The organism is Streptomyces sp. NPDC030991, assembly GCF_055571235.1.
Genome location: NZ_JBVIFR010000012.1, coordinates 217996 through 242124, shown reverse-complemented (window position 1 = coordinate 242124; position 24129 = coordinate 217996). Strand labels below are relative to the sequence as shown.

17 protein-coding genes are annotated in these 24129 nt (G+C 71.4%); 8 read left to right on the top strand and 9 right to left on the bottom strand.

The window, feature by feature from the left end:
* Positions 1-29: 29 nt before the first annotated feature.
* The 3 genes from ACZ45E_RS23475 to ACZ45E_RS23465 all read left to right on the top strand — a co-directional run bounded on the left by ACZ45E_RS23475 (position 30) and on the right by ACZ45E_RS23465 (position 4286).
* On the top strand, positions 30-455 hold the full coding sequence (locus ACZ45E_RS23475) for a hypothetical protein (RefSeq protein ID WP_468223504.1): 426 nt from the start codon (positions 30-32) through the stop codon (positions 453-455).
* Between the two features lie 182 nt (positions 456-637).
* Positions 638-2752, top strand: coding sequence for a phage holin family protein (locus ACZ45E_RS23470; RefSeq protein WP_468223502.1), 2115 nt, complete (start codon positions 638-640; stop codon positions 2750-2752).
* Positions 2753-2912: 160 nt separating this feature from the next.
* A complete protein-coding gene (locus ACZ45E_RS23465; protein ID WP_468223499.1) occupies positions 2913-4286 on the top strand; it encodes an amino acid permease in 1374 nt (457 codons plus the stop codon).
* A gap of 15 nt (positions 4287-4301) precedes the next feature.
* Here ACZ45E_RS23465 and ACZ45E_RS23460 read toward each other — a convergent pair whose 3' ends face one another.
* The gene (locus ACZ45E_RS23460) at positions 4302-5939 is read right to left on the bottom strand and encodes a DUF6345 domain-containing protein (RefSeq protein WP_468223496.1); all 1638 of its coding nucleotides are present in this window, start codon (positions 5937-5939) and stop codon (positions 4302-4304) included.
* Positions 5940-6159: 220 nt separating this feature from the next.
* On the opposite strand from ACZ45E_RS23460, the gene ACZ45E_RS23455 reads away from it, so the two are divergent.
* Together ACZ45E_RS23455 and dnaK are read left to right on the top strand one after the other, a co-directional pair.
* Positions 6160-6585 carry an OsmC family protein gene (locus tag ACZ45E_RS23455; protein ID WP_468223494.1) on the top strand — a complete coding sequence of 142 codons (426 nt, stop codon included), beginning with the start codon at positions 6160-6162 and terminating at the stop codon, positions 6583-6585.
* Positions 6586-6707: 122 nt separating this feature from the next.
* The gene (gene dnaK / locus ACZ45E_RS23450) at positions 6708-8579 is read left to right on the top strand and encodes a molecular chaperone DnaK (protein WP_468223491.1); all 1872 of its coding nucleotides are present in this window, start codon (positions 6708-6710) and stop codon (positions 8577-8579) included.
* A 27-nt stretch (positions 8580-8606) separates the two neighbouring features.
* Here dnaK and ACZ45E_RS23445 read toward each other — a convergent pair whose 3' ends face one another.
* Genes ACZ45E_RS23445 through ACZ45E_RS23425 form a run of 5 tightly spaced genes read right to left on the bottom strand, consistent with a single transcriptional unit; the run spans position 8607 to position 16168 of the window.
* Positions 8607-9467: a helix-turn-helix domain-containing protein gene (locus tag ACZ45E_RS23445; RefSeq protein ID WP_468223488.1), complete on the bottom strand. Its 861-nt coding sequence runs from the start codon at positions 9465-9467 to the stop codon at positions 8607-8609.
* Positions 9468-9506: 39 nt separating this feature from the next.
* Entirely contained in the window at positions 9507-10229 is a 723-nt protein-coding gene (gene narI / locus ACZ45E_RS23440; RefSeq protein ID WP_468223486.1) for a respiratory nitrate reductase subunit gamma, read from the bottom strand.
* Positions 10226-10834: a nitrate reductase molybdenum cofactor assembly chaperone gene (gene narJ / locus ACZ45E_RS23435; protein WP_468223483.1), complete on the bottom strand. Its 609-nt coding sequence runs from the start codon at positions 10832-10834 to the stop codon at positions 10226-10228. The genes narI and narJ overlap by 4 nt, the downstream gene beginning before the upstream one ends.
* Positions 10831-12471 carry a nitrate reductase subunit beta gene (gene narH / locus ACZ45E_RS23430; RefSeq protein WP_468223481.1) on the bottom strand — a complete coding sequence of 547 codons (1641 nt, stop codon included), beginning with the start codon at positions 12469-12471 and terminating at the stop codon, positions 10831-10833. The genes narJ and narH overlap by 4 nt, the downstream gene beginning before the upstream one ends.
* A gap of 4 nt (positions 12472-12475) precedes the next feature.
* Positions 12476-16168 carry a nitrate reductase subunit alpha gene (locus ACZ45E_RS23425; protein ID WP_468223478.1) on the bottom strand — a complete coding sequence of 1231 codons (3693 nt, stop codon included), beginning with the start codon at positions 16166-16168 and terminating at the stop codon, positions 12476-12478.
* Between the two features lie 203 nt (positions 16169-16371).
* On the opposite strand from ACZ45E_RS23425, the gene ACZ45E_RS23420 reads away from it, so the two are divergent.
* On the top strand, positions 16372-16806 hold the full coding sequence (locus ACZ45E_RS23420) for a hypothetical protein (RefSeq protein ID WP_468223476.1): 435 nt from the start codon (positions 16372-16374) through the stop codon (positions 16804-16806).
* Here the strand turns inward: ACZ45E_RS23420 and ACZ45E_RS23415 are convergent.
* Positions 16788-17597 (bottom strand): helix-turn-helix domain-containing protein, encoded by an 810-nt coding sequence (locus ACZ45E_RS23415; protein WP_468223473.1) that lies wholly within the window; start codon positions 17595-17597, stop codon positions 16788-16790. The genes ACZ45E_RS23420 and ACZ45E_RS23415 overlap by 19 nt on opposite strands.
* Before the next feature lie 39 nt (positions 17598-17636).
* Between ACZ45E_RS23415 and ACZ45E_RS23410 the strand changes: the two genes are divergently transcribed.
* Positions 17637-17942, top strand: a complete 306-nt coding sequence (locus ACZ45E_RS23410; protein ID WP_468223472.1) for a 4a-hydroxytetrahydrobiopterin dehydratase — start codon at positions 17637-17639, stop codon at positions 17940-17942.
* A 51-nt stretch (positions 17943-17993) separates the two neighbouring features.
* On the opposite strand, the gene ACZ45E_RS23405 is transcribed toward ACZ45E_RS23410, so the two are convergent.
* A complete protein-coding gene (locus ACZ45E_RS23405; RefSeq protein WP_468223470.1) occupies positions 17994-18977 on the bottom strand; it encodes an aldo/keto reductase in 984 nt (327 codons plus the stop codon).
* Between the two features lie 237 nt (positions 18978-19214).
* Between ACZ45E_RS23405 and ACZ45E_RS23400 the strand changes: the two genes are divergently transcribed.
* The gene (locus ACZ45E_RS23400) at positions 19215-21089 is read left to right on the top strand and encodes a rhamnogalacturonan lyase (RefSeq protein ID WP_468223467.1); all 1875 of its coding nucleotides are present in this window, start codon (positions 19215-19217) and stop codon (positions 21087-21089) included.
* Positions 21090-21372: 283 nt separating this feature from the next.
* On the opposite strand, the gene ACZ45E_RS23395 is transcribed toward ACZ45E_RS23400, so the two are convergent.
* On the bottom strand, positions 21373-24018 hold the full coding sequence (locus tag ACZ45E_RS23395) for a cellulose binding domain-containing protein (RefSeq protein ID WP_468223465.1): 2646 nt from the start codon (positions 24016-24018) through the stop codon (positions 21373-21375).
* Positions 24019-24129 lie beyond the last annotated feature (111 nt).

Below are 24129 nucleotides of genomic sequence, written 5' to 3'. Positions count from 1 at the left end.
CGCCCAAAGGGTGAGGTGAGGGGGACACCATGGGCGCACCGGACGGGGGCGGCGCCGCCGTGCGGGTCGCGGCGATCGCCAGTCTGACGCCGCTGGAGGAGCTGGACGCGGACCCCTTCCTGGTGGACTCGCGCAGCCAGCACGCCATGTGCGCCCGCTGGGCCGCCGAGCGCGGCTACGTGATCACCCGGGAGCTTCTCGTGCACGGGGTGCGCCCCGACCACGAGGTCCTGTGGGCGGATGTCGACGCGGGCCTGGTCGATGTCTTCGTCGCCCCCTGCGACCGCGTCCTGCACGCGGCGCTCCGCTCGGTCGACGCGTTCTCGGCGGAGTGCGCGCGGCGCGGGATCCGCCTGGAGACGGCGGGCCTCGCCGAGCCGTCGTACGACACGGAGATGAAGGCGCGGGTCCACCGCCGGCTGTCGATGCCGACCGCCGGTTACGACGGCTGCTGACGGACCCCGCCCGGCGGCGCGGGGAACCGCGACCGGCCCCGCCGCTCCGAGAGCCGCGGGCGCGGCCCGCCGTGCCCCCGCGCACCGGTGACGGCACAGGGCAGGACCGGCCGTCCGAACCGTATGAAACCCTGGCCGACGACAGTCGACGCAGCAGCGCGGAAGCGAAGGAGACCTGAAAAGTGGCCGGAGGCCGGTGGCGGCGGGCGGCGAGCACAGCATGGCGCTCGCTCACGGTCTGGGCGGCGAGCACCCTGACGATGCTGGTCCTGGCGGGCCTCCTGCCGGACTTCCAGCTCCAGTCCGACACCGGTGACAGCGCCACCCGCGTCGCCACCACCGCCGCACTCGGCGCCGGCGCCTTCGCCCTCCTGTCGGCGCTGGTCTGGCCGCTTCTGGTGCGCGCCCTCCTCCTCGTGCCGGCCCTCCTCCTCGGCCTTGTCGTCTTCTTCCTGAACGGCGCCCTGTTCCTGATCGCCCTGCACCTCGTCCCCGACGGCCGCGGCGAGGCCGGCCCGGAGACCGCGGTCGTCGTCGCCGCCGTGATGTCGGCCGTGGCGTCGGCGACCGGCGGCGCCCTGGCGGTCCGCGACGACGACGCGTACCGGCGGCGCCTGTACCGGCTCGCCGACCGAAGACGCCGCAGGGCCGTCGAGGACGTGGCGGCCGACGTGGGACCGCCCGCGCCCGGCACCGTCTTCATCCAGCTCGACGGCGTCGGCCACGAGGTCCTGCTGCGCGCGGCCCGCGACCACGTGATGCCCACCGTGGGCGGCTGGCTGCGCGACGGGGGGCACCGCCTCACCCCGTGGCGCACCGACTGGTCGAGCCAGACCGGCGCGAGCCAGCTCGGCATCCTGCACGGCTCCAACCACGACATCCCCGCCTTCCGCTGGTACGAGAAGGACACCGGCGAGATCCAGGTCTCCAACCGGCCCACCAGCGCCGCCGAGCTGCAGCGCCGCGCCGTCGAGCACACCGGCGACGGCGGCCTGCTCACCTTCGACGGCGCGAGCCGCGGCAACCTCTTCAGCGGCGGCGCCGAAGAGGTCGCGCTCGTCCTCTCCGTGGCCGCCCGGCGCGGCAAGGAGAACCGCTCCCGGGCCGGCTACTTCGCCTACTTCTGCGACCCGGCGAACGCGGTGCGCACCGCCCTCTCCTTCTTCGCCGAGGCAGGCCGCGAGATCGGCCAGTCCACCCGGGCCCGGCTGCGCAGACAGCGGCCGCGCATCGGCCGCGGCGGCCTCTACCCCTTCATCCGCGCCTTCGCGACCGTCGTCGAGCGGGACGTCGTCGTCGCCGCCGTCATCGGCGACCTGCTGGCCGGCCGCAGCGCCGTCTACGCCGACCTCGTCGCCTACGACGAGGTGGCCCACCACTCGGGCCCGTTCAGCCGCGACGCCCAGAAGGTCCTCGAACGGCTCGACCGCTCGCTCGCGCTGATCGAGAAGGTCGTCGAGCACGCCCCGCGCCGCTACCGCATCGTGGTCCTCTCCGACCACGGCCAGAGCCCGGGCGAGACCTTCCACGCCCGTTACGGACTGACCCTCCAGGACCTGGTCCGCGCGGGCTGCGGGCTGCCCGTGCCGCGCAAGGCGCGGCGCACCCACAGCGGAGCCGAGGCCCGCGCCGCCGTCCGGGCCGCGCTGCGCCGCCCCGTCGAGGAGCCCGCCCCCAAGGGCAAGCACCACGAACCCGTCGTGCTCGCCTCCGGCAACCTCGGCCTCGTCTCCTTCCCCGACGTGCAGCACCGGATGAGCCGGGAGGAGATCGACGCCCGCCACCCGGCGCTGCTGCCGACCCTCGCCAACCACCCCGGCATCGGCTTCCTCCTGGTCCGCAGCGAGGAGCACGGGGCCGTCGTGCTCGGCGCGCGGGGCGCCGAGGTCGCGCTCTGCGACCTGGCCGACGGGCAGGGCCCGCTCGCCGACTTCGGGCCCGGCGCCGCGGCCGCCGTGCGCCGCACCCACTCCTTCCCGCACACCGCCGACATCATGGTCAACTCCTGGTACGACCCGGTGGACGGCGAGGTCCTCGCGTTCGAGGAGCAGATCGGCTCGCACGGCGGGCTCGGCGGCGCCCAGGGCCGCCCGTTCCTGCTCTCGCCCGCGGCCCTGTCCGAGCCGGTCCCGGCCGGCGGTGAACTCGTCGGCGCCGAACAGGTCCACCACGTCCTGCGCCGCTGGCTGCGCGAGGGCCACGGCCCGCAGGTCCCACTGGAGAATTCCCTCCCACGCACCCCCGACGTCGCAGCATTTGTGGCCGCACCCCCCGGGGCGCAGGACAAAACGGCTTGATTTGGAGCGGGCTGCCGCGTCGTCCGACCATGGAGCGTCGCCCGGCGATCCCGTGCCGAAGAGCCCGACAGCGAACCCCCGCCCGCGCCCCGGCGCCCGCTCGACGCACGGAGTCCGAGGACGGGTGGCTCCGCAGCACGACCGAGAGGCGCACCACCCCATGCACGACACCGGGCCTGCCACGCAGACGGCTCCGGCCAGGGACGACGACCAGGACAGCAGGCACGCCCGCAGGTTCGGTCTCCCCATCGCCACCGCCCTCGTCATGGGCAACATCATCGGCGGCGGCATCTTCCTGCTCCCCGCCTCCGTGGCCCCGTACGGCACGATCAGCCTCGTCGCCTTCGGTGTCCTGACGGTCGGCGCGATCGCGCTCGCCCTCGTCTTCGGCCGCCTCGCCCACCGGCATCCGCGGACGGGCGGCCCCTACGTCTACGCCCGTGAGGCGTTCGGTGACTTCGCCGGTTTCCTGGCCGCCTGGTCGTACTGGATCACCACCTGGGTCTCGAACGCGGCGCTCGCCGTCGCCGCCGTCGGCTACCTCGACGTCCTGCTGCCGATCCGCGGCTCGACGTTCTGGACGATCGTCGCCGCCCTGGCCTGCCAGTGGCTGCCCGCGCTCGCCAACCTCGCGGGCACCCGTTACGTGGGCGCGGTCCAACTGGTCTCCACCGTGCTGAAGTTCGCGCCGCTGCTGCTCGTCGCCGTCGGCGGGCTGTTCTTCTTCGACGCGGACAACACGGGCCCGTTCCGGGCCACCGGCGACTCCGCGCTCGGCGCCGTCTCCGCGTCCGCCGCGATCCTGCTCTTCAGCTACCTGGGCGTCGAGTCGGCGTCCGTCAGCGCCGGCGAGGTCCGCGACCCGCAGCGCAACGTCGGCCGCGCCACCGTCCTCGGCACGGGGCTCGCCGCGCTCCTCTACCTGCTGGGCACCGTGTCGGTGTTCGGCACGGTCGCGCACGACACGCTGGTCGCCTCCACGGCCCCGTTCTCCGACGCCGTCAACGCGATGTTCGGCGGCACCTGGGGCGGCACCGTCGTCGCGGTCGCCGCGCTCGTCTCCATGGTCGGCGCGCTCAACGGATGGACGCTGCTCAGCGCCCAGACACCGTACGCCGCCGCCCAGGACGGTCTGTTCCCCCCGGCCTTCGGGAAGAAGCGGCGCGGAGTGCCGACCGTCGGGGTGCTCGTGGCCGTCTCCCTCGCCTCACTCCTGACGATCTACAACTACACCGCCGGATCGAGCGGGGTCTTCGAGACGCTCGTGCTCGTGACGACCTTCACCGCGACCGTCCCTTACCTGCTGGCCACCGCCGCGCAGATCTACTTCCTGCTGTCGGGCCAGGGGCACCGGGTGCGGCGCTCGCGGCTGGTCCGGGACCTGGTCCTCGCCGTCGCCGCGTTCGGCTTCTCCATGTGGCTGGTCGGCGGCGCGGGGTACGCCGCCGTCTACCAGGGCGTGCTCTTCCTCTTCGCCGGCGTCCTCGTCTACGCGTGGATGGCGGCCCGCAAGAAGCGGACCGCCACCCACTGACCCCATCGTCGTCGCTCACCTGGCCAGCGGCGCGACCACCCAGCGCAGCTTCTTGAACATGCTGTCCCGCGAGCCGATCTCGATCAGCTTGCGGGCGGCCGGGTAGGCCTCGTTGCCCTCGATCTCGTAACCGACCTCCAGCGTGCCGGGCACGTCCCTGACCTCCAGCTGCGCCTCGATGTCGGCCGCCGGGTGCTCGCTGTCCGACGCCATCGCCGTCAGATGCGCGATGCGCCGCTGCTGCGCCTCGTCGAGAGCCTGGCGCGGGTCACGCGCGCCGGGCGACGCCGCGGCCTGCGTGCCCTTGCCGGACGGCGGCGCGACCGCCGAACTCGGGGTACGGACCTCGCCGGTGGGCCGCCGGGTCGACAGCGTCGCCTGCACCACGGTGCCGTCGTTGTCGAGCGCCACCCGGAACTCGCCGCGCCCCGGCGTGATCACCGGCACCCCGCCGAAGGTCTGGCGGAACGTGACGTGCGTCTCCAACGACACCGGCTCGCCGATCTGCGATCCGTCCTTCTTGCCGCTGTTCTGCATCAGGTCGTGCACGCCGTCGACGACCAGCTCGGCGCCGCCCGTCTCCTCGCCGTGCTGCTCGACGAAGTGCCGGGCCAGCTCGACCGCGCGTTCGGTCGACAGCTGCCGCGTGTTGCGGTGGTTGGCCTCGGCCAGCTTCACCCAGCGGACCGCTCCCGGCGCCGTCGAGATGTACCGGTCGCCCGAGTTCGCGCTCAGCACGCCCTGCCGCTCGACCTGGACCTCCTGGAGCGCGGCCTGCGGGAAGTGCGCCAGCTGTCCGAGCGCGGTCAGCTCCCGGCTCGGGTCGCGCGGCGCGAGCTGCACGATCTGCGGCTGCGGCGGCGCCTGCGTCAGCGGATCGCGCAGCCCCTCGCGGGCGTAGTACCAGCGCCACGCGTACCAGGCGTCGGAGACGTGCTCGCGGTAGAAGTTTCGCTCGGAGTTGAGGCGGTTGGTCGCCTCGGCCTGCGTGGCGCCGGTGGCCGCGACGGATGGCGCCTGGCCGTGGTAGATGTCCCAGCTCGCGTTGAGCCACGCGTCGCAGTACGTCTGGCCGGCCCGCCACTTCTCCCAGAACTTCTTGCCGTAGTCCCCGCTGTCGATGCTCGTCGTCTCGAACCCGAAGATCATCCGGGAGCCCAGGTTCGGCCCGGCCCACGTGCGGACGGGGGAGTGCCCGTCGAGGACGCGCAGCGAGTTGCACGTCGACCAGAACACGTAGTTGGCCCGCTCGTTGCCGAACGCCATCCGGTTGGAGACCGCGTCCGAGCGGTTGTCCCACGCGGCGCCCAGCGGCGCGAAGAAGACGCCGTTGCCGTCCATGCCGCCGTGGCCCGAGTGGTACACGGCGACGACGGCGTCCATGCCGTACCGGTCCTGCCAGTTGTCGTACGTCTCCTCGTACGCCCACACCTGCGCGCCGCCGTCGGCGAACCAGAAGTTGCGGTCGTAGAACTGCTGGAGGTACGCCAGCCAGCCGGTGGCGTCCTCGTGCGTGTGCGAGAGCGGGTTCTGGTTGACGAACTTCTGGATGCTGAACGCGCCCCACCAGCCGAACGTCGAGTCGCGGTCGGCGGCGCCGGGCTTCCCTGTCTCCAGTGGCGACGGACCGCGGTCCGAATAGATCATGCGCATGGCCAAACCCCCTGCGAAACTCCGTGCGGAACCCCCGTGGTCGGAGGCTCAAAGTGTCACCGCCGTGCGGTCTTGCCCAGCGCGGATTCCGGCCATGGTGCCCGGGATGCGGGATGGCCGCCGGGTCTTGCGGGTGCACGGGAGTCACATGTGGTCGGATGGTGTTCGAAGGCAATCGGAAACGGCCCCGCCGCAGGGGGCCGTACGGAAGGGAACCATCGTGGCAACCACGCGCTCCGCACACACCGTGTGGGAAGGCAACCTGTTCGAGGGCAACGGCGTCGTCACCTTCGACTCCTCCGGCATCGGCGAGCAGCCGGTGTCGTGGCCCTCGCGCGCCGAGCAGGCCAACGGGAAGACCAGCCCCGAGGAGCTGATCGCGGCGGCGCACTCGTCCTGCTTCTCCATGGCGCTCTCGAACGGCCTGACCGGTGCGGGCACTCCGCCCACCAAGCTGGTGACCTCCGCGGACGTCACGTTCCAGCCCGGGACCGGCATCACCGGCATCCACCTCACCGTCGAGGGCACCGTGGAGGGCCTCGACGAGCAGGGCTTCACCGCGGCCGCCGAGGACGCCAAGAAGAACTGCCCGGTCAGCCAGGCGCTCACGGGTACGACGATCACGCTGACGGCCAAGCTGGCCTGACCGCGCGCCCGTTGTCCCCTTGACGTGGGCCCGCTCAAGATTTGTGCTGGATACCCGGACCACCCGGTGTCCGCCGCGACTCGAGCGGGCCCACTTCTGTGCGATGTGAGAGGGGACGCGTCATGGCGCGTGCGGTCGGAATCGATCTCGGTACGACGAACTCTGTGGTGGCTGTACTGGAGGGCGGTGAACCCACCGTCGTCGCCAACGCGGAGGGCGCGCGCACCACCCCCTCCGTGGTGGCCTTCGCCAGGACATCGAACGCCGAGGTCCTGGTCGGTGAGGTGGCCAAGCGGCAGGCCGTCACCAATGTGGAGCGCACCGCGCGCTCCGTCAAACGCCATATGGGCGACGGGGACTGGCAGTTCCCGCAGAGCGGCACCATCGACGGCGCCCGCTACAGCGCCCAGGAACTCGCCGCGCGCGTCCTGCAGAAACTCAAACGGGACGCCGAGGCGTATCTCGGCGAGGACGTCACCGACGCCGTCGTCACCGTGCCCGCGTACTTCGACGACGCGCAGCGCCAGGCCACCAAGGAGGCGGGCGAGATCGCGGGCCTGAAGGTGCTGCGCATCATCAACGAGCCGACGGCCGCGGCGCTCGCCTACGGCCTCGACAAGGGCGACGAACAGACGGTCCTCGTCTTCGACCTGGGCGGCGGCACCTTCGACGTCTCCCTCCTGGAGATGGGTGACGGCGTCATCGAGGTCAAGGCCACCAACGGGGACACCCAGCTGGGCGGCGACGACTGGGACCAGCGGGTCGTCGACCACCTCGTCGCGAAGTTCAGGAACGGGCACGGCATCGACCTCGGCAGCGACAAGATGGCCGTGCAGCGGCTGCGCGAGGCCGCCGAGAAGGCGAAGATCGAGCTGTCGTCGGCGAGCGAGACGACTGTGAACCTGCCGTACATCACCGCCTCGGCCGCGGGCCCGCTGCACCTGGACGAGAAGCTGACGCGCGCTCAGTTCCAGGAGCTGACCGGTGACTTGCTCGACCGGTGCAAGAAGCCGTTCCACCAGGCCGTGAAGGACGCCGGCGTGGAGCTGTCGGCCGTCGACCACGTCATCCTCGTCGGCGGCTCGACGCGCATGCCCGCGGTCTCCGACCTGGTACGGGAGCTGACGGGCAAGGACCCGCACAAGGGCGTCAACCCGGATGAGGTCGTCGCCATGGGCGCGGCCCTCCAGGCCGGTGTCATCCGCGGCGACGTCAAGGACGTGCTGCTGCTCGACGTGACGCCGCTCTCTCTCGGCATCGAGACCAAGGGTGGCGTCATGACGAAGCTCATCGAACGCAACACGACCATTCCGACCCGGCGTTCGGAGATCTTCACCACCGCCGCCGACAACCAGCCGTCCGTCGGCATCCAGGTCTTCCAGGGCGAACGGGACATCGCCGCCTACAACAAGAAGCTCGGCGTTTTCGACCTGACGGGTCTGCCGCCCGCGCCGCGCGGTGTCCCGCAGATCGAGGTCACCTTCGACATCGACGCCGACGGGATCATGCACGTGTCGGCGAAGGACCTCGCCACCGGCCGTGAGCAGAAGATGACGGTGACCGGCGGCTCGGCGCTGCCCAAGGACGAGATCGACCGGATGATGCGGGAGGCCGAGGCGCACGCCGAGGAGGACCGGGGGCGGCGCGAGACCGCCGAGGTGCGCAACGAGGCCGAGCAGCTCGTGTACCGGACGGAGCAGTTCCTGCGGGAGAACGAGGAGCGGGTGCCGGCCGGGATCCGCACCGAGGTGGAGGCCGCCGCCGCGGAGTTGAACACCGCCCTGGCCGCCGACCCGCCGGACACGAACGCCCTGCGCGAAGGGGTGCGGAAACTGGCCACCGTGAGCCAGAAGGTGGGGCAGGCCATGTACGAGCGGCCCGCGGACGGCCCGTCGGGCGACGCACCGCGGGACGAGACGGCGAAGGACGAGACGGCGAAGGACGACGTGGTGGACGCCGAGATCGTCGACGACGAGAAGGGGACGGCCTCGTAGGCGCGAGCCCCGCGGGGCTCGCAGGGCTCACAGGCGGGCGCGCCACTTCTGCATGATCTCCAGCGTCCGCTCCGCACCCGCCGCCTGGGCCACCAGGTGGTCCAGGACCTCCAGATGCGTGCCGACCTCGTCACGCGAGTCGAGATAGAGGGCCCCGGTGACGTACTCGCTGTACACCATGTCCGGCAGCTCCCGCACCGGGAAGCGGAACAGGGTGAACGGGCCGAACGTGCCGGGGTGCGGCCCGCTCGCGAACTCCGCTATCTGCAAGGTCACATGGGGCAGCGCGGCCACCTCGATGAGGCGGTCGAGCTGCCCGCGCAGCACCGCGCTCCCGCCGGGCGGACGCAGCAGCACCGTCTCGTCCATGACGACCCACAGGTGCGGCGCGTCCTCCCGGGTCAGCAGCGACTGGCGGGCCAGCCGCAGCGACACGTGCCGGTCTATGTCGTCGGGCTTGGAGCGGCCCACGGTGCCGGCGTCGAAGACGGCCCGCGCGTACTCCTCGGTCTGGAGCAGGCCGGGCACGAAGTGCGGTTCGTAGGCGCGGATCATCTCGGCCGCGCCCTCCAGGCTCACGTACAGGCTGAACCAGTCCGGCAGCACGTCGTGGAACCGCTGCCACCAGCCGGGCAGGTTCGCCTCCTCGGCGAGCGCGACGAACGCCTCGATCTCCCGCTCGGGGACCGCGTACAGCTCCAGGAGCATCTGGACGTAGGGGATCTTGAGCGCGACCTCCGCCGTCTCCATCCTGCGGATCGTCGCCCCGGTGACCCGCAGCGAGCGGGCGGCCTCGTCCCGCTTGAGCCCGGCGGCCTCCCGCAGATCGCGCAGGCGCCGGCCGAGCACGACCTGGCCCACGGTGGGAGCGGGCCGTCTTTCACTCACGTCACGTCTCCCCACGTGCCGGACTGCGACGAGCAGCGGCTACGAGCCGGTGCGCTCCCACCCCCGTCGATCCGGTCGCGCGGCCAGCTGCCGCGGGTCGCGACTGCGATAGACCACGTACGGGCGGAACAGGTACTGCACCGGCGCGCTGAACATATGCACGAGCCGGGTGAACGGTACCAGCGCGATCAGTGACATGCCCACTACCGCATGGATCTGGTACAGCACCGGCACGCCCTCCATCCGCCAGGTGTCCGGGCCGAGCGTGAACAGGCTGCGCGCCCACGGGCCGATGGTCTCGCGGTAGTTGTAGCCGTCACCCGAGGAGTGCGTCAGCTTGGCGACCATGCCGAGCACGAGGGAGCCGAGCAGCACCACGTACATGAGCTTGTCGTTGCGGGTCGTCGCGCGGAAGACGGGCGCCTTCGTGCGGCGCCGGTACACCAGCAGGAAGATGCCGCAGACGGCCAGCACACCGGCGAACGTGCCGCCGTACAGCGAGAACAGGTGGTACGTGTGCTCGCTGACGTGCGCCTTCTCCGTCCACGACATCGGGACGAACAGCCCGACGAGGTGGCCGACGAGCACGAACAGGATGCCGTAGTGGAAGACGGGCGAGGCGATGTTGAGCAGCTTCGACTCGTAGATCTGCGAGGAGCGCGTCGTCCAGCCGAACTTGTCGTAGCGAAAGCGCCAGATCGTGCCCGCGATCAGCAGGACGAAGGCGATGTAGGGCAGCGCGCCCCAGATCAGCGTGGTCACGGGGCGTGCTCCTTCACGAACAGCGGCAGGGGTTCACGCAGACCGAGGTCGCCGAAGGGCTCCAGGCCGACCTCTTCGCGCGGCGGCCCCGAGCGGGCCAGCGCCAGCGCCTCGGCCCGGTCCTTGGGGGAGGGGCCCGGCAGCGAGGCGCAGACGGCGTCGAGGACGTGCGCGTAGGGCGTGCCGTGCTCGGTGAGGGCCAGGCGCAGCAGTTCGAGGCCGCTGCGGTGCTCGGTCAGGAGGAACGGGCCGGCCTGCGCCGAGAACTCCAGGACCGCGGGGAGGAAGTCGGGAAGCTCCTCCCCGGTGAACTCCAGGCCGTGCTCCCGGTAGACCTCCTTCATACGCACCAGCGACATGCCGCGCCGCCGGGTGTCACCGTCGCGCCACCACGTCAGGTACAGGCTGTGCCGGTTCTTGAAGTCGAAGACCTGCACGTAGTGGGCGGCCAGCTCCGCCGGGGGCGTGGCCTCGGCGTGGTCGACGAAGGGGGCCAGCCCCGGCGCGGCGGCCCGTACGAGCGGCAACCGCTCGTAGAACTCCTCGTCGGGGTAGGTGAGGCAGAGCGCCGCCGCCTGGTGGAGGAGGGCTGAGGGGCCGGTCACGGGCTCTCCTTCGGGTCGTCGGCGCTCTGGCGGCGTTTGGTGAGGTGGAAGTTCTCGAACGAGACGACGGGCAACAGCTTGCGCCCGCCCGCCATGGTGTTCCCCGAGTCGCCGCCGAAGGGGCCCTCGCCGCCCATGCCGGGGCCGTCGGCGTGGTCGAGGCTGCACGAGTCGGGGATCGCCGTCTCCTCCAGGCGCTGCGCGTCGCCGAGCGCCGCCGTCGGGATCACGTACCGGTCCTCGTACTTGGCGATGGCGAGCAGCCGGTACATCTCCTCGATCCGCTCGGCCGTCATGCCGACCGACGCGGCGATCGCGTCGTCGGGCGGCCCGCCGAGGTTGATGGCCCGCATGTGCGAGCGCATCGCCGCCAGCTTCTCCAGGGACGCGCGGACGGGTCCCACGTCACCGGCCGTGAAGATCTCCGCCAGGTACTCCAGCGGGATGCGCAGCGTGTCGATCGCGCCGAAGAGGTTGGCGTGGTCCTCGCCGTCGTGGCCCGTCTCGTTGAGCGCGTCGACGACGGGGGAGAGCGGCGGGATGTACCAGACCATCGGCATCGTCCGGTACTCCGGATGCAGCGGAAGCGCCACCTTGTACTTGCTGATGAGCGCGTGGACCGGGGAGCGGCGCGCCGCCTCCACCCAGTCGAACGGGATCCCGGCCTCCTCCGCGGCCCGCCGCACCCCGGCGTCCTCCGGATCGAGGAAGACCCCCAACTGCGCCTCGTACAGGCCCGTGTCGTCCTGCGTCTGCGCCGCGGCCGTCACCTTGTCGGCGTCGTAGAGGATCACGCCGAGATAGCGCAGCCGCCCCACACACGTCTCCGAGCAGACCGTGGGCAGGCCCACCTCGATGCGCGGATAGCACATCGTGCACTTCTCGGCCTTGCCGGTGCGGTGGTTGAAGTAGACCTTCTTGTACGGGCATCCCGTCACGCACATCCGCCAGCCGCGGCACTGGTCCTGGTCGACCAGGACGATCCCGTCCTCCGCGCGCTTGTACATCGCGCCGGACGGGCAGGACGCCACGCACGACGGGTTCAGGCAGTGCTCGCAGATGCGCGGCAGATAGAACATGAAAGTCTGCTCGAACGCGAACTTCACCTTGTCCGCCGCCTGTTGGCGGGTCTTCTGCACCATCGGGTCGAGGTCGCCGTACTGCGGCGCGCCGCCGAGGTTGTCGTCCCAGTTCGAGGACCACTCGATCTTCATCGGCTTGCCGGTGATCTGGGAGCGGGGCTCCGCCACCGGGTAGTCGTCGCCGAGCGGCGCCTCGGTCAGGTTCTTGTAGTCGTACGTCCAGGGCTCGTAGTAGTCCTTCATCTCCGGCAGCTTGGGGTTGGAGAAGATGCCCGCGAGCTTCTTGAAGCGGCCCCCGTTCTTCAGCTTCAAGGCACCCCGCTTGTTGAGCTCCCAGCCGCCGCGCCACTTCTCCTGGTCCTCGTAGCGGCGCGGATACCCCTGTCCGGGGCGGGTCTCGACGTTGTTGAACCAGACGTACTCCATACCGCTGCGGTTGGTCCACGCCTGTTTGCAGGTGACCGAGCAGGTGTGGCAGCCGATGCACTTGTCGAGGTTCATGACCATCGCGATCTGAGCCATACAGCGTCCGATGGTGACTTCGTCACGGGGCATGCGTTCAGTACTCCACCTTCTGCGAGCGGCGCCGGATGACCGTCACCTCGTCGCGCTGGTTGCCCGTCGGGCCGAGGTAGTTGAACGCCCACGACAACTGGGCGTAGCCGCCGATGAGATGGGACGGCTTGAGGATGAGCCGGGTCAGCGAGTTGTGGATGCCGCCGCGCCTGCCGGTGGTCTCCGCCTTGGGCACGCCGACCGTGCGTTCCTGCGCGTGGTGCATGTAGACCGTGCCGGCCGGCATGCGGTGGGAGACGATCGCCCGGGCGACGACGACACCGTTGCGGTTCACCGCCTCGATCCAGTCGTTGTCCTCGACGCCGATGGCCTCCGCGTCCTGCGGTGCCATCCAGATCGACTGGCCGCCGCGGGAGAGCGCCAGCATGAACAGGTTGTCCTGGTACTCGGAGTGGATGGACCATTTGTTGTGCGGTGTGAGGTAACGGACCGTCACCTCCCGTTCACCGTCCGGTCCGAGGCGTGGCTCGCCGAACAGCCGGTTCATGTCGAGCGGCGGCCGGTAGACGGGCAGCGCCTCACCCAGCTCGTGCATCCAGTCGTGGTCGATGAAGAAGTGCTGGCGTCCGGTGAGCGTGTGCCAGGGCTTGAGGTGCTCGGTGTTGAGCGTGAAGGCCGTGTACCGGCGGCCGCCCGACTCGCTGCCCGACCACTCCGGTGACGTGATCACCGGGACGGGCGCGGCCTGCGTGTCCGCGTACGTGACGCGTTTGCCCTCGTGCTCGGCGGCGAGGTGCGCCATCTCCTGCCCGGTCCGGGCTTCAAGGGTGTGGAAGCCCTGGGTGGCGAGGCGGCCGTTGGTCGTCCCGGACAGGGCGAGGATCGTGTTCGCCGCCTTGACCGCCGTGTCGAGGCGGGGGCGGCCGTCGGCGGGCCCGCCGTGCGCGACACCGTTGCGCTCGCGCAACTCCGCCACTTCCTGGTCGGGTTTGAGCGTGATGCCCTTGGCGGGCAGGCCCAGTTGCTCGACCAGCGGGCCGAGCGCACCGAACTTCGCGCCGATCGCCGTGTAGTCGCGTTCGACGACGACGAGGTTCGGCATCGTCTTCCCGGGCACCGGCTCGCACTCGCCCTTGCGCCAGTCCAGGACGACACCGCCGGGCTGGGCGATCTCGCCCGGTGTGTCGTGCTGGAGCGGCGCCGCCACCAGGTCCTTGCGCACACCGAGGTGGCCGACGGCCAGTTCGCTGAGCTTCTCCGCGAGCGCCTTGAACGCGTCGAAGTCGGTGCGGGCCTGCCACGGCGGGTCCACGGCCGGCGTGAACGAGTGCACGTACGGGTGCATGTCCGTCGAGGACAGGTCGTGCTTCTCGTACCAGGTCGCGGCGGGCAGCACCACGTCGGACAGGAGGGTGGACGACGTCTGCCGGAAGTCGAGCGAGAGGAGCAGGTCGAGCTTGCCCTCGGGCGCCTCGTCGCGCCACGTCACCGTCGTGGGCCGCTCGCCGGGCGCCGCCTCCTCGGCCCGCAGCGAGGAGTGCGTACCGAGCAGGTGCTTGGTGAAGTACTCGGCGCCCTTCGCGGACGAGCCGAGCAGGTTCGCCCGCCACAGGGTCAGCACCCGCGGCCAGTTCTCGGGCGCGTCGGGGTCCTCGCAGGCGAACTTCAGGGTGCCCGCCTTGAGTTCGGCGACCGTGTCGTTCACCGGGTCGTCGCCCGCCCCCAGCTCCAGCGAGCTGCGGTCGAACGTCGGGTACGACGGCATCCACCCCGAACGCGCCGACAGCGCAAGGCAGTCGGCGCCCGTCATCCCCTCGAAGGCGCCCTTGCCGAGCGGTGAGGCGAGCACGTCCGCGCCGAACTTGTCGTAACGCCACTGGTCGGTGTTGGTGAACCAGTACGCCGTGCCGATCATCTGGCGCGGCGGCCGCGACCAGTCGTTCGCGGAGGCGAGCGAGGCCCAGCCCGTCACCGGACGGCACTTCTCCTGGCCCACGTAGTGCGCCCAGCCGCCGCCGTTCCTGCCCTGGCAGCCGGTGAGCTGGAGCAGGGCGAGGAAGCTGCGGTAGATGGTCTCGGAGTGGAACCAGTGGTTGGTGCCGGCCCCCATCAGGATCATGCAGCGGCCCTGCGACTTCTCGGCGGTGTCCGCGAACTCCCGGGCGATCTTCACGCACTTGGCGGCCGGCACGGAGGTGTGGATCTCCTGCCAGGCGGGCGTCCCCGGCGCGTCCGCGTCGTCGTACGAGGCCGCCCAGTCGCCCGGCAGCCCATCGCGGGCCACCCCGTACTGGGCCAGCAGCAGATCGAAGACGGTGGTGACCAGCGGGCCGTCCTGCCCGCCGAGCCGGGTCGCCGGTACGCCCCGGCGGACGACGTCGCCGCGGCCCTGCCCGTGCGTGCCGCCGTCGGTGTCGAAACGGGGCAGCAGCACCTCCACACCGGCCGCGACCTCGCTGCCGTGCAAGCTCAACTGGGGCCGGATAGCGCCCAGTTCGAGGTTCCACTTGCCCTTGCCCGACTCGGCCCAGCGGAACCCCAGCGACCCGTTCGGCACGGCGGGCCGCCCCGTAGCCTCATCGAGGACGGCCGTCTTCCACTCGGCCCCCTCCCCGCCCTGCCCGAGGTCGGAGGCGCGCAGGAACTTCGCCGGGACGAAGCCGCCGTCCTTCTCCTCCAGCGTCACCAGGAACGGCAGATCCGTGTACTTCTTGACGTAGTCCGTGAAGAACGGCGTCTGCCGGTCGACGAAGAACTCCTTCAGGATGACGTGCCCCATGGCCAGCGCCAGCGCCCCGTCCGTACCGGGGTGCGGGTGCAGCCACTCGTCGGCGAACTTCGCGTTGTCCGCGTAGTCGGGGGCGACAACCACGACCTTCTGCCCGCGGTAGCGCGCCTCGGCCATCCAGTGCGCGTCGGGCGTCCGCGTCACGGGCACGTTCGAGCCCCACATCATCAGATACGCGGCGTCCCACCAGTCACCCGACTCCGGTACGTCCGTCTGGTCGCCGAAGACCTGCGGCGACGCCACCGGCAGATCCGCGTACCAGTCGTAGAACGACAGCATCGGCGCGCCGATCAGCGACATGAACCGGGTCCCGGCCGCGTGCGACACCATCGACATCGCGGGGATCGGCGAGAACCCCGCGACCCGGTCCGGCCCGTACGTACGGATGGTGTGGACGTGCGCGGCCGCCACGATCTCCACGGCCTCGTCCCACGTGGCCCGCACCAACCCGCCCTTGCCGCGGGCCAGTTGGTACTTCCGGCGGCGGTCGGGATCCTGCTGGATGTCGGCCCACGCCAGCACCGGGTCGGTCAGCCGCGCCTTTGCCTCCCGGTACATCTCCAGGAGCACACCCCGGATGTACGGGTAGCGCACCCGCGTCGGCGAGTACGTGTACCAGGAGAACGCCGCCCCCCTGGGGCAGCCGCGCGGCTCGTACTCCGGCCGGTCGGGGCCCACCGTGGGATAGTCCGTCTGCTGCGTCTCCCACGTGATGATGCCGTCCTTGACGTACACCTTCCACCGGCACGACCCCGTGCAGTTCACCCCGTGCGTGGAGTTCACGACCTTGTCGTGGCTCCACCGGTCCCGGTAGAAGACGTCCCCGTCGCGCCCGCCCTCGATCCGCACACTGTGCAGGTCGTCGGAGGCCGTGCCCCGCCGGAAGAACCGCCCGGCCCGCAACAGCGCGGCATCCGGCTCGGTCGGGGGATGCGTCGTGTCTGTCACCGTGTGTGCTCCCTCGCGTCGCCGTCCTTCGCACGCTAGGGGCGAAACAGCGAGGGCACATGTCGGCCGGGGCCGTACGGGCGTCACCCGCATGGCCCCCGCGCGATCATGACCTGGCAGGTAATCGACCGGCCCGGCGGGCGCGGGCAAGCTCGGTGTCACCCGAACGACAGGGACCGCCGAGCCGACAGAGGGTGAACCGCATGGCCGCCACCACCACGACCACCGACCCGGGCACAGCGGCGCGGGGCCGCGCCTGGCTACGCCGCTTCCTCGCCCTGGACGCCGCCGTCACCGCCGGGAACGGCCTCGCCTACGTCGCCGCGTCCGGGCCGCTCGGCCGCTTCCTCGGCATCGACCGCGGCCTGCTCCTCGGCCTCGGCGCCCTCCTCCTCGCCTACGGTCTCGGCGTCGCCGCCCTGGCGGCCCGTAGTGGCCCGCCGGTCCTCGGCGTCCGCGTCGTCATCGAGACCAACCTCCTCTGGTCCACGCTCAGCCTCGTCGCCCTGTTCGCCTGGCTCACGCCGACCACGGCGGGCGCGGTGTGGGTGGTGCTCCAAGCCGTGGCTGTGGCCGCCTTCGCCGCGCTCCAGCACACGGCCCTGCGCGCCGCGCGGACTCAACCCAGTTCGGACTGAAGGTACTTGGCCGTCGCCGGGTCGGCCGGGAGCAGCGTCTCGATGGCCAGCTCGGCGACCGTCACGTCCATCGGCGTGTTGAACGTGGAGATTGACGAGACGAACGACAGCACGTGTCCGTCGTGCTCGATCACCATCGGCAACGCGAAGTACGGCACCGGCTCGGTCGGCCCGGAGCCGCGCGCCTCCTCCGGCACCGGATACGCCGCCACTTCTTCGTACAGCTCCCGCAGCGCGTCCGAGCGCGCCAGCGCGATCTGCCGCTCCATCTGCGCGAGCAGGTGCCCGCGCCACTCGCGCAGGTTCCTGATCCGGGGCGCGAGCCCCTGCGGGTGCAGGGTGAGCCGCATCGCGTTCAGTGGCTGCCGCGCGAGCAGCTCCTCGGGCAGGGAGGACATCAGCGCCGCGAGGCCGCGGTTGGTCGCCACCACGTCGTACGTCGCGTCGACGATCAGCGCCGGATACGGCTCGTAGCCGCGCAGCAGCCGCTCCAGACCGTCGCGCAGCGCGCCCATCGACGGATCGTCGAGCGGGGTCCGGGTGAAGCGCGGTGCGTAACCCGCCGCCAGCAGCAGGGCGTTGCGCTCCCGCATCGGTACGTCCAGATGCTCCGCGAGCCGCAGGATCAACTCCTCGCTCGGCCGTGACCGACCCGTCTCCACGAAACTGATGTGCCGTGCGGACGAGTCCGCGCGCAGCGCGAGCTCCAGCTGGCTGACCCGCCGCTGCTCGCGCCAGCTCCGCAGCAGACGGCCCACTTCGGACGTGTTCTTGCGCGTCGCAGTCGTCATCGGGAGACCGTAACGCGGTGCGGGTGGCACGCTGGGGTCATGCCAACAGAACCGCTCTCCCTGAAAGAGATCGAGGACCGCCTCGCCGAGCTCCCCGGCTGGTCGCTCGAGGGTGACCGTATCACCCGCACCTACCGCCTGGGCACGCACTTCGCGGCGACCGCCCTCGTCGTGCACATCGCGCAGACCCAGGAGGAGCTGGACCACCACTCCGACCTCACCCTCGGCTACAACACGGTAACCCTCGCGGTGCACACGCACGACACGGGCGGCGCCGTGACGGTGAAGGACTTCGAACTCGCCCACAGGGTCGAGGCGCTGGCCCCGGCCCACGGCGCGCACTGACCCGCCCCGGCCCCCGCCCCGCACCAGGTGCGGGGCGGGGGCCGGGCCGGATCAGACGGCGTCCAGCCGGGCCCGCTCGTCCTGCGTCAGCTCCAGGTCCACCGCGGCCAGGCTCTCCTCGATCTGCGCCACCGACGACGCCCCGACGAGCGGGACCGCCGGCACCTGGGCCCCGATCATCCAGGCCAGCACCACCTGGTTGACGGTGGCCCCCGCCGACTTCGCCACCTCCCGCAGCGCCGCGAGCCTGGGCTGCGTACTGCCGTGATCGTGGCCCGCGCTCAGCGGCTTGTCGTCCCGGACGTACGCCCCGCCGAGCAGCGGCGAGTACGCGACGAGCGTGAGATCCCGCTCGGCCCGCACCATGCTGAGCAGATTCCCGTCGGCCGTGCCGAGCTCCCCGTCCAGGGACAGTTGGCTCGGCGTATCGATCCGGTGCCGCAGATAGCTGTGCTGGTACTGAAGCACCTCGTACCCCGGCAGCCCCTCGGCCCGCGCGATGGCCCTGGCCCGCTCCACCTGCCACGCCCAGTGGTTGGACACCCCGAGCAGCCCGACCGTGCCCTCGTTCACCAGCGCCCCGAACCCCCGTACCGTATCGGCGAGTTCGACCTCGGGGTCGGGGATGTGCGCGTACAGCAGATCCAGCCGCTCCATGCCGAGCCGGGCCGTGCTGCCCGCCACGGCCGACCGGATCGCCGCCGGGGAGAGCCCCTCGGCGTTGTCGACGTAACCGGTGCCGGGGGCGAGGGGCGCCGCGCCCAGCTTGGTGGCGATGACGATCTCGTCGCCGATCCCGCGGCTGCGCCGCCAGTTTCCGAGGACCGTCTCGCTCTCACCGCCGACGCTGCCGGTCTGCCAGAACGCGTAGTTGTCCGACGTGTCGATGAACGTGCCGCCCGCCTCGACGTACCGGTCGAGAATCGCGAACGCCGTCCTCTCCTCGGTGACCGTGCCGAACAGCATCGTGCCGAGGCTCAGCACACTGACCTCGCGGCGCGTCGCCGGATCCGAACCGATGGTGCGGTACTTCATGCGGAGCTCCCCCTCACGGGCCCCGGCCGCCGGGTGCGGGCCGGGCTGTGGGACGGAGTCAACGTGTTGAAGCGCACGCGAAGTCAAGCGGTCCTCAACCCCGTCGAGCCGCGGGCGCGGATCGCGGCGTGCGCGGCGCTATCGGCGAAATCGCCCGCGAGCGGCAACCAACCGGGCCCCAGCGGCAACTGACGGAGCGTGACCCGCCCGCACGGCCCTACCCCCAGGAGCCCTCGCATGCGCCGACCGCACCCCCACCGCAGACCCCGCCGACCGCTGCTCGCCATGACCACCGCCGCCGCGCTCGCCGCCGCGGGCCTCACCCTGCTGCCCAGCGACCACGCGTCCGCGGCCACCGCCCGGCAGGCCGAGAAGCTCGACCGCGGCCTGGTCAGCGTGCACACCGACGCCGGGAACCTGATCACCTGGCGCTGGCTCGGCACGGACCCCGACAACGTTTCCTTCAACGTCTATCGCGCCGGTACGAAGGTCAATCCGACGCCGATCACCGGCTCCACGAACTACTTCCACTCCGGCGCCCCGAGCTCCGCCGACTACACGGTCCGCGCGATCGTCGGTGGCGCCGAACAGGCCGACTCGGCGCACGCGATCCAGTTCCGCACCGGCTACAAGGACGTACCGATCACCCCGCCCGCGGGCGGCACCACCCCCGACGGCGTCGCCTACACCTACGAGGCCAACGACGCCTCCGTAGGTGACCTGGACGGCGACGGCGTCCTCGAATTCGTCCTCAAATGGCAGCCCACCAACGCCAAGGACAACTCGCAGTCCGGTTACACCGGCAATACCATCGTCGACGCGGTCAAGCTCGACGGCACCCGCCTGTGGAGCGCTGACCTGGGCAAGAACATCCGCTCCGGCGCCCACTACACCCAGTTCCAGGTGTACGACTACGACGGCGACGGCAGGGCGGAGGTCGCCATGAAGACGGCCGACGGCACGACCGACGGCCAGGGCAAGGTGATCGGCAGCGCCTCGGCGGACCACCGCAACTCCAGCGGCTACGTCCTGTCCGGCCCCGAGTACCTGACGATGTTCGACGGGCGGACGGGCGCGGCGATGGGCACCGTCGACTACGTCCCCGCACGCGGCACGGTCTCCTCGTGGGGCGACGCGTACGGCAACCGCGTGGACCGCTTCCTCGCGGGCACCGCCTACCTGGACGGCGCCCGCCCCTCCCTGATCATGGCGCGCGGCTACTACACGCGGTCCGTGATCGCGGCCTGGGACTGGCGCGACGGGAAGTTCACCCGCCGCTGGACGTTCGACACCAGCTCCTCGACCAACAGCGGCAAGGGGTACGACGGGCAGGGCAACCACCAGCTCTCCGTCGCGGACGTCGACGGCGACGGCAAGGACGAGATCGTCTACGGCGCGATGGCCGTCGACGACAACGGCTCCGCCCTGTGGACCACGAAGAACGGCCACGGCGACGCCATGCACGTCGGCGACCTCGACCCGTCCCGGGCGGGCCTGGAGGAGTTCAAGGTCGACGAGGACAGCTCCAAGCCGTCGTCCTGGCTGGCCGACGCGCGGACCGGCGCCGTCATCTGGTCGACACCCTCCAACGGCGACAACGGCCGCGGCGTCTCCGACGACATCTGGTCCGGCAGCGCGGGCGCCGAGTCCTGGTCGTCGTCCGAGTCCGGCATCCGCAACCCCAAGGGCACGGTCGTCAACTCCCGCAAGCCGTCCTCCGCCAACTTCCTCTCCTGGTGGGACGGCGACACCACCCGCGAACTCCTCGACGGCACGCACATCGACAAGTACGGCACCGCCTCCGACACCCGCCTCCTCACGGGCTCGGGCGTCCACTCCAACAACAGCACCAAGGCGACACCGGCCCTGTCGGGCGACATCCTCGGCGACTGGCGCGAGGAAGTCGTCTGGCCCACAACGAACAACACGGCTCTGCGCATCTACTCGACCCCGCTGGAAACCTCCACCCGCATCACCACACTCCTCCACGACACCCAGTACCGCACGGCCCTGTCATGGCAGAACACGGCCTACAACCAGCCGCCGCACCCGAGCTTCCACATCGGCGCGGGAATGGCTACGGCGCCGCGGCCGACGGTCATCACACCCTGAGAGAGCTCGCGGCGGCTGCTCCGGTGCGGGGCAGCCGCCGTCCCCGCGGAAGTTCCGGCCGGGGGAGTGCATCCGTTCCGGGGCGCGGGGATGAAGGAACAAGTGTGGCGGGGAGTCCCTCGGCCCTCTGCCGCACACCGCTGACGCCGGGCGCCTGCACGCCCCGGCGTCAGCTGTACGTCCACCACCAGGCGTTCGAGCCGGCCCGGCACGTGATCGCCGAGCCGCTCGCCGTCGTCATGGCCGCGCCGGGGTGCCCGGCCGGGTGCTGCGGTAGCGGCCGTCAGCCGACCGCGCACTCCTTCCCGCCGGCCGTGAACGCCGAAGGCGCCCCGTTCGCCGCAGGCCGGCTCCCCGTGAAGCCGAAGGCGACCGAACTACCCGCCGCCACCTTGGCGTTCCAGCCGACGTTCCGCGCGGTCACCGCCGGACCCGACTGGGTCGCCGCCGCGTTCCACGCCTGGGTCAGCTTCTGGCCGTCCGGGAAGGTCCAGGACAGGGACCAGCCGTCCCACGCCGTCGTGCCCTTGTTCGTCAGGGTCACGTCCGCCTGGAAGCCGCCCGGCCACTCGTTGGTGACCTTGTACGTGACCGCGCAGGCGGACGACCCCGAGCCGCCGTCGCCCGGGGGCGGGGTGTCCGCCGTGTCCCCGTAGACGACGCCCCGCCCGTTCGTCGACACGTACACCCGGCCGTAGACCCGCGGGTCGCCCGTGATCGCCGCGCCCGTCCAGCCCCACTGGTGGGCGTCGTCGTTGATCCGGGTCCAGGAGGCGCCCGCGTCCGTGGAGCGGAAGATGCCCCGGACGCCGCCGATCTTCGCACTGGCGAACAAGGTCTGGTAGGTCGCGCCCGGCGCCGCCCGGCCGAACCCGATCGTGTCCGCCTCGTCGACGTTCGCGAGTTCGGTGAACGTGGCGCCACCGTCCGTCGAGTGCCACAGCCCGTACGCGCCCTTCGTCGAACCGCCCGCCAGCCAGATGTCACCCCGCACGCCCGGCACCGCCTTGAACCGTACTGGCCCGTCCGCCGGGAGCCCGCTCGACGCCTTCGCCGTGAACGTCGCCCCGCCGTCCGAACTGACGTAGAACGTCCCGGCCTTGAAGGCGTAGAAGGTGTTCGCATCCTTGCGGTCCGACTCGACGACCGCGCCCGCCGGCACCCCGCTCGACGCCGTCCACGACGAGCCCGAGCCCGTCTGCACGCCCGCGCCCTCCGGGCTCCACACGTACCGCCCACCGTCCGCCGACACCGCGACCGTGCCGCCGCCCGTCACCCCCGAAGGGTCGCTGCCCGGAGCCCAGGTGGCGCCGTTGTCGGCCGAGAAGGCGAGGTGCGCGCCCGAGTCGGCGTTGCCGGCGCGCACCACCGTGTCCGGCTTCGACTCGGCGAAGTCCAGGCTCGTCGTGGTGGTGAAGTTCGGGTTCGTGAACATCATCGGCGGAACCTTCGTCAGGTCCGTGTGGCGGAAGCCGCCGATGTCGCCGAGCGCGCTCAGCAGGGGCGCGCCCGAGGGCGGGGAGGCCAGGTCGTTGACGGCCGTCTCCTCCAGGCCCCGCACCATCGGGGTGATGGAGAAGGTGCCGCCGGTGTCCCACTTCCCGAGGTTCTCGGTCCCGTAGATCGTCGCGCCCGTCCCGTACATCATCCGGTCCGAGTCGAACGGGTCGATCTCCAGCGCCTCCGTCATCCAGCCCAGTTTGGGTGACTGCTCCGGCGGCGCCGGGTTCGCGCCCCAGGTCAGCCAGGGTGCGGAGGAGACGTCCATGGTGTAGCGGTTCGTTCGGTCCGGGTACGAGGAGTAGTCCCACGCCTTCGTCCACGTACCGCCGCTGTCCGTGGAGCGGAAGATCATCGTGTCCGGGTACCAGGAGCTGTAGCCGGACACCATGACCGTGCCCGGATGCTGCCGGTCGACCGTCAGCCCGCTGAAGCCGTAGTACGTGTCCGCCTCCGCGGCCGGGCTGACGTTCTTCCACTCCCCGGTCCGCGTCGCGTACCGCCAGACCTGGCCCTTGCCGCCGTCGTAGGGGCCGCCGGTGTCGCTGTACGCGAGGTAGAGATAGCCGTTCTCCGCGTCGAGGACCCCCTTGTGCGCGAGGTAGCCGGTGGGTTGCCCTGCCACGCGCTGCCAGGTCGCGCCCGCGTCCGTCGAGCGGTACACCGCGTTGTCCTTGTCCGCCACGCCCGCGTAGATCGTCCGCGTGCGGGACGTGCCCGAGCCCGTCGACTCGTCGAACGTCACCCACACGACGCCCTGGAGATCGGAGGCGTAGCCCGACGTGTCGGACGGGTCCTGCCGGTAGGTGCCGGGGTTCGGGAAGGCCGTGACCTGCGCCCACGTCACGCCCGCGTCCGTCGAGCGCCACAGACCCTTGCCGCTGGGCGCGCCCAGGTACAGGACCTTGTTGTCGTGCGGGTCGACGGCGAGGCGTTCGCCCATGCCGCGGCCGGGCATGTTCCCGCCGAGCTTGAAGGGGAGGTCCGTCTTCTTCCAGGTCGCGCCGCGGTCGGCGGAGCGCAGGACCGCGCCGTTGCCGGGGTCCCAGTCGTTGGTGTACGTGCCGACGGCCGCGTACACCTTGTCCGGGTCCACGGAGTCCGAGGCGAGGGAGGCGACGCCGGTGTGGCCCCAGTCGTCCCAGCCGACCGAGTCGAGCAGCGGCGTCCAGGACTTCGTCGCCTGCTCCCAGCGGTAGGCGCCGCCGATGTCGGTGCGGGCGTAGGCGAGGTTCTTCTCGGCGCGGTTGAAGACGATGCCGGGGACGAAGCCGCCGCCGTCGATACGGGCGTTCTTCCAGGCGTACGTGTCGGCGGCGACGGAGGCCCGCGGCTCGGCCGGCGGCCCGGCGGCCGTGGCCGCGCCGGTCGTCAACAGGGCGGCCACGAGCGCGAGTACGCCTGCCAGGGGCAAGCGGGGTCTGTGCATGAGGTCTCCAGGAAAGGGGCGCAGGGGGGAGGGGCGGGGGGGGGGGGGGGGGGGGGGGGGGGAGGGGGGGAGGGGGGGGGGGGCCTCACACCCGGGAGGGTTCTTCTCCCA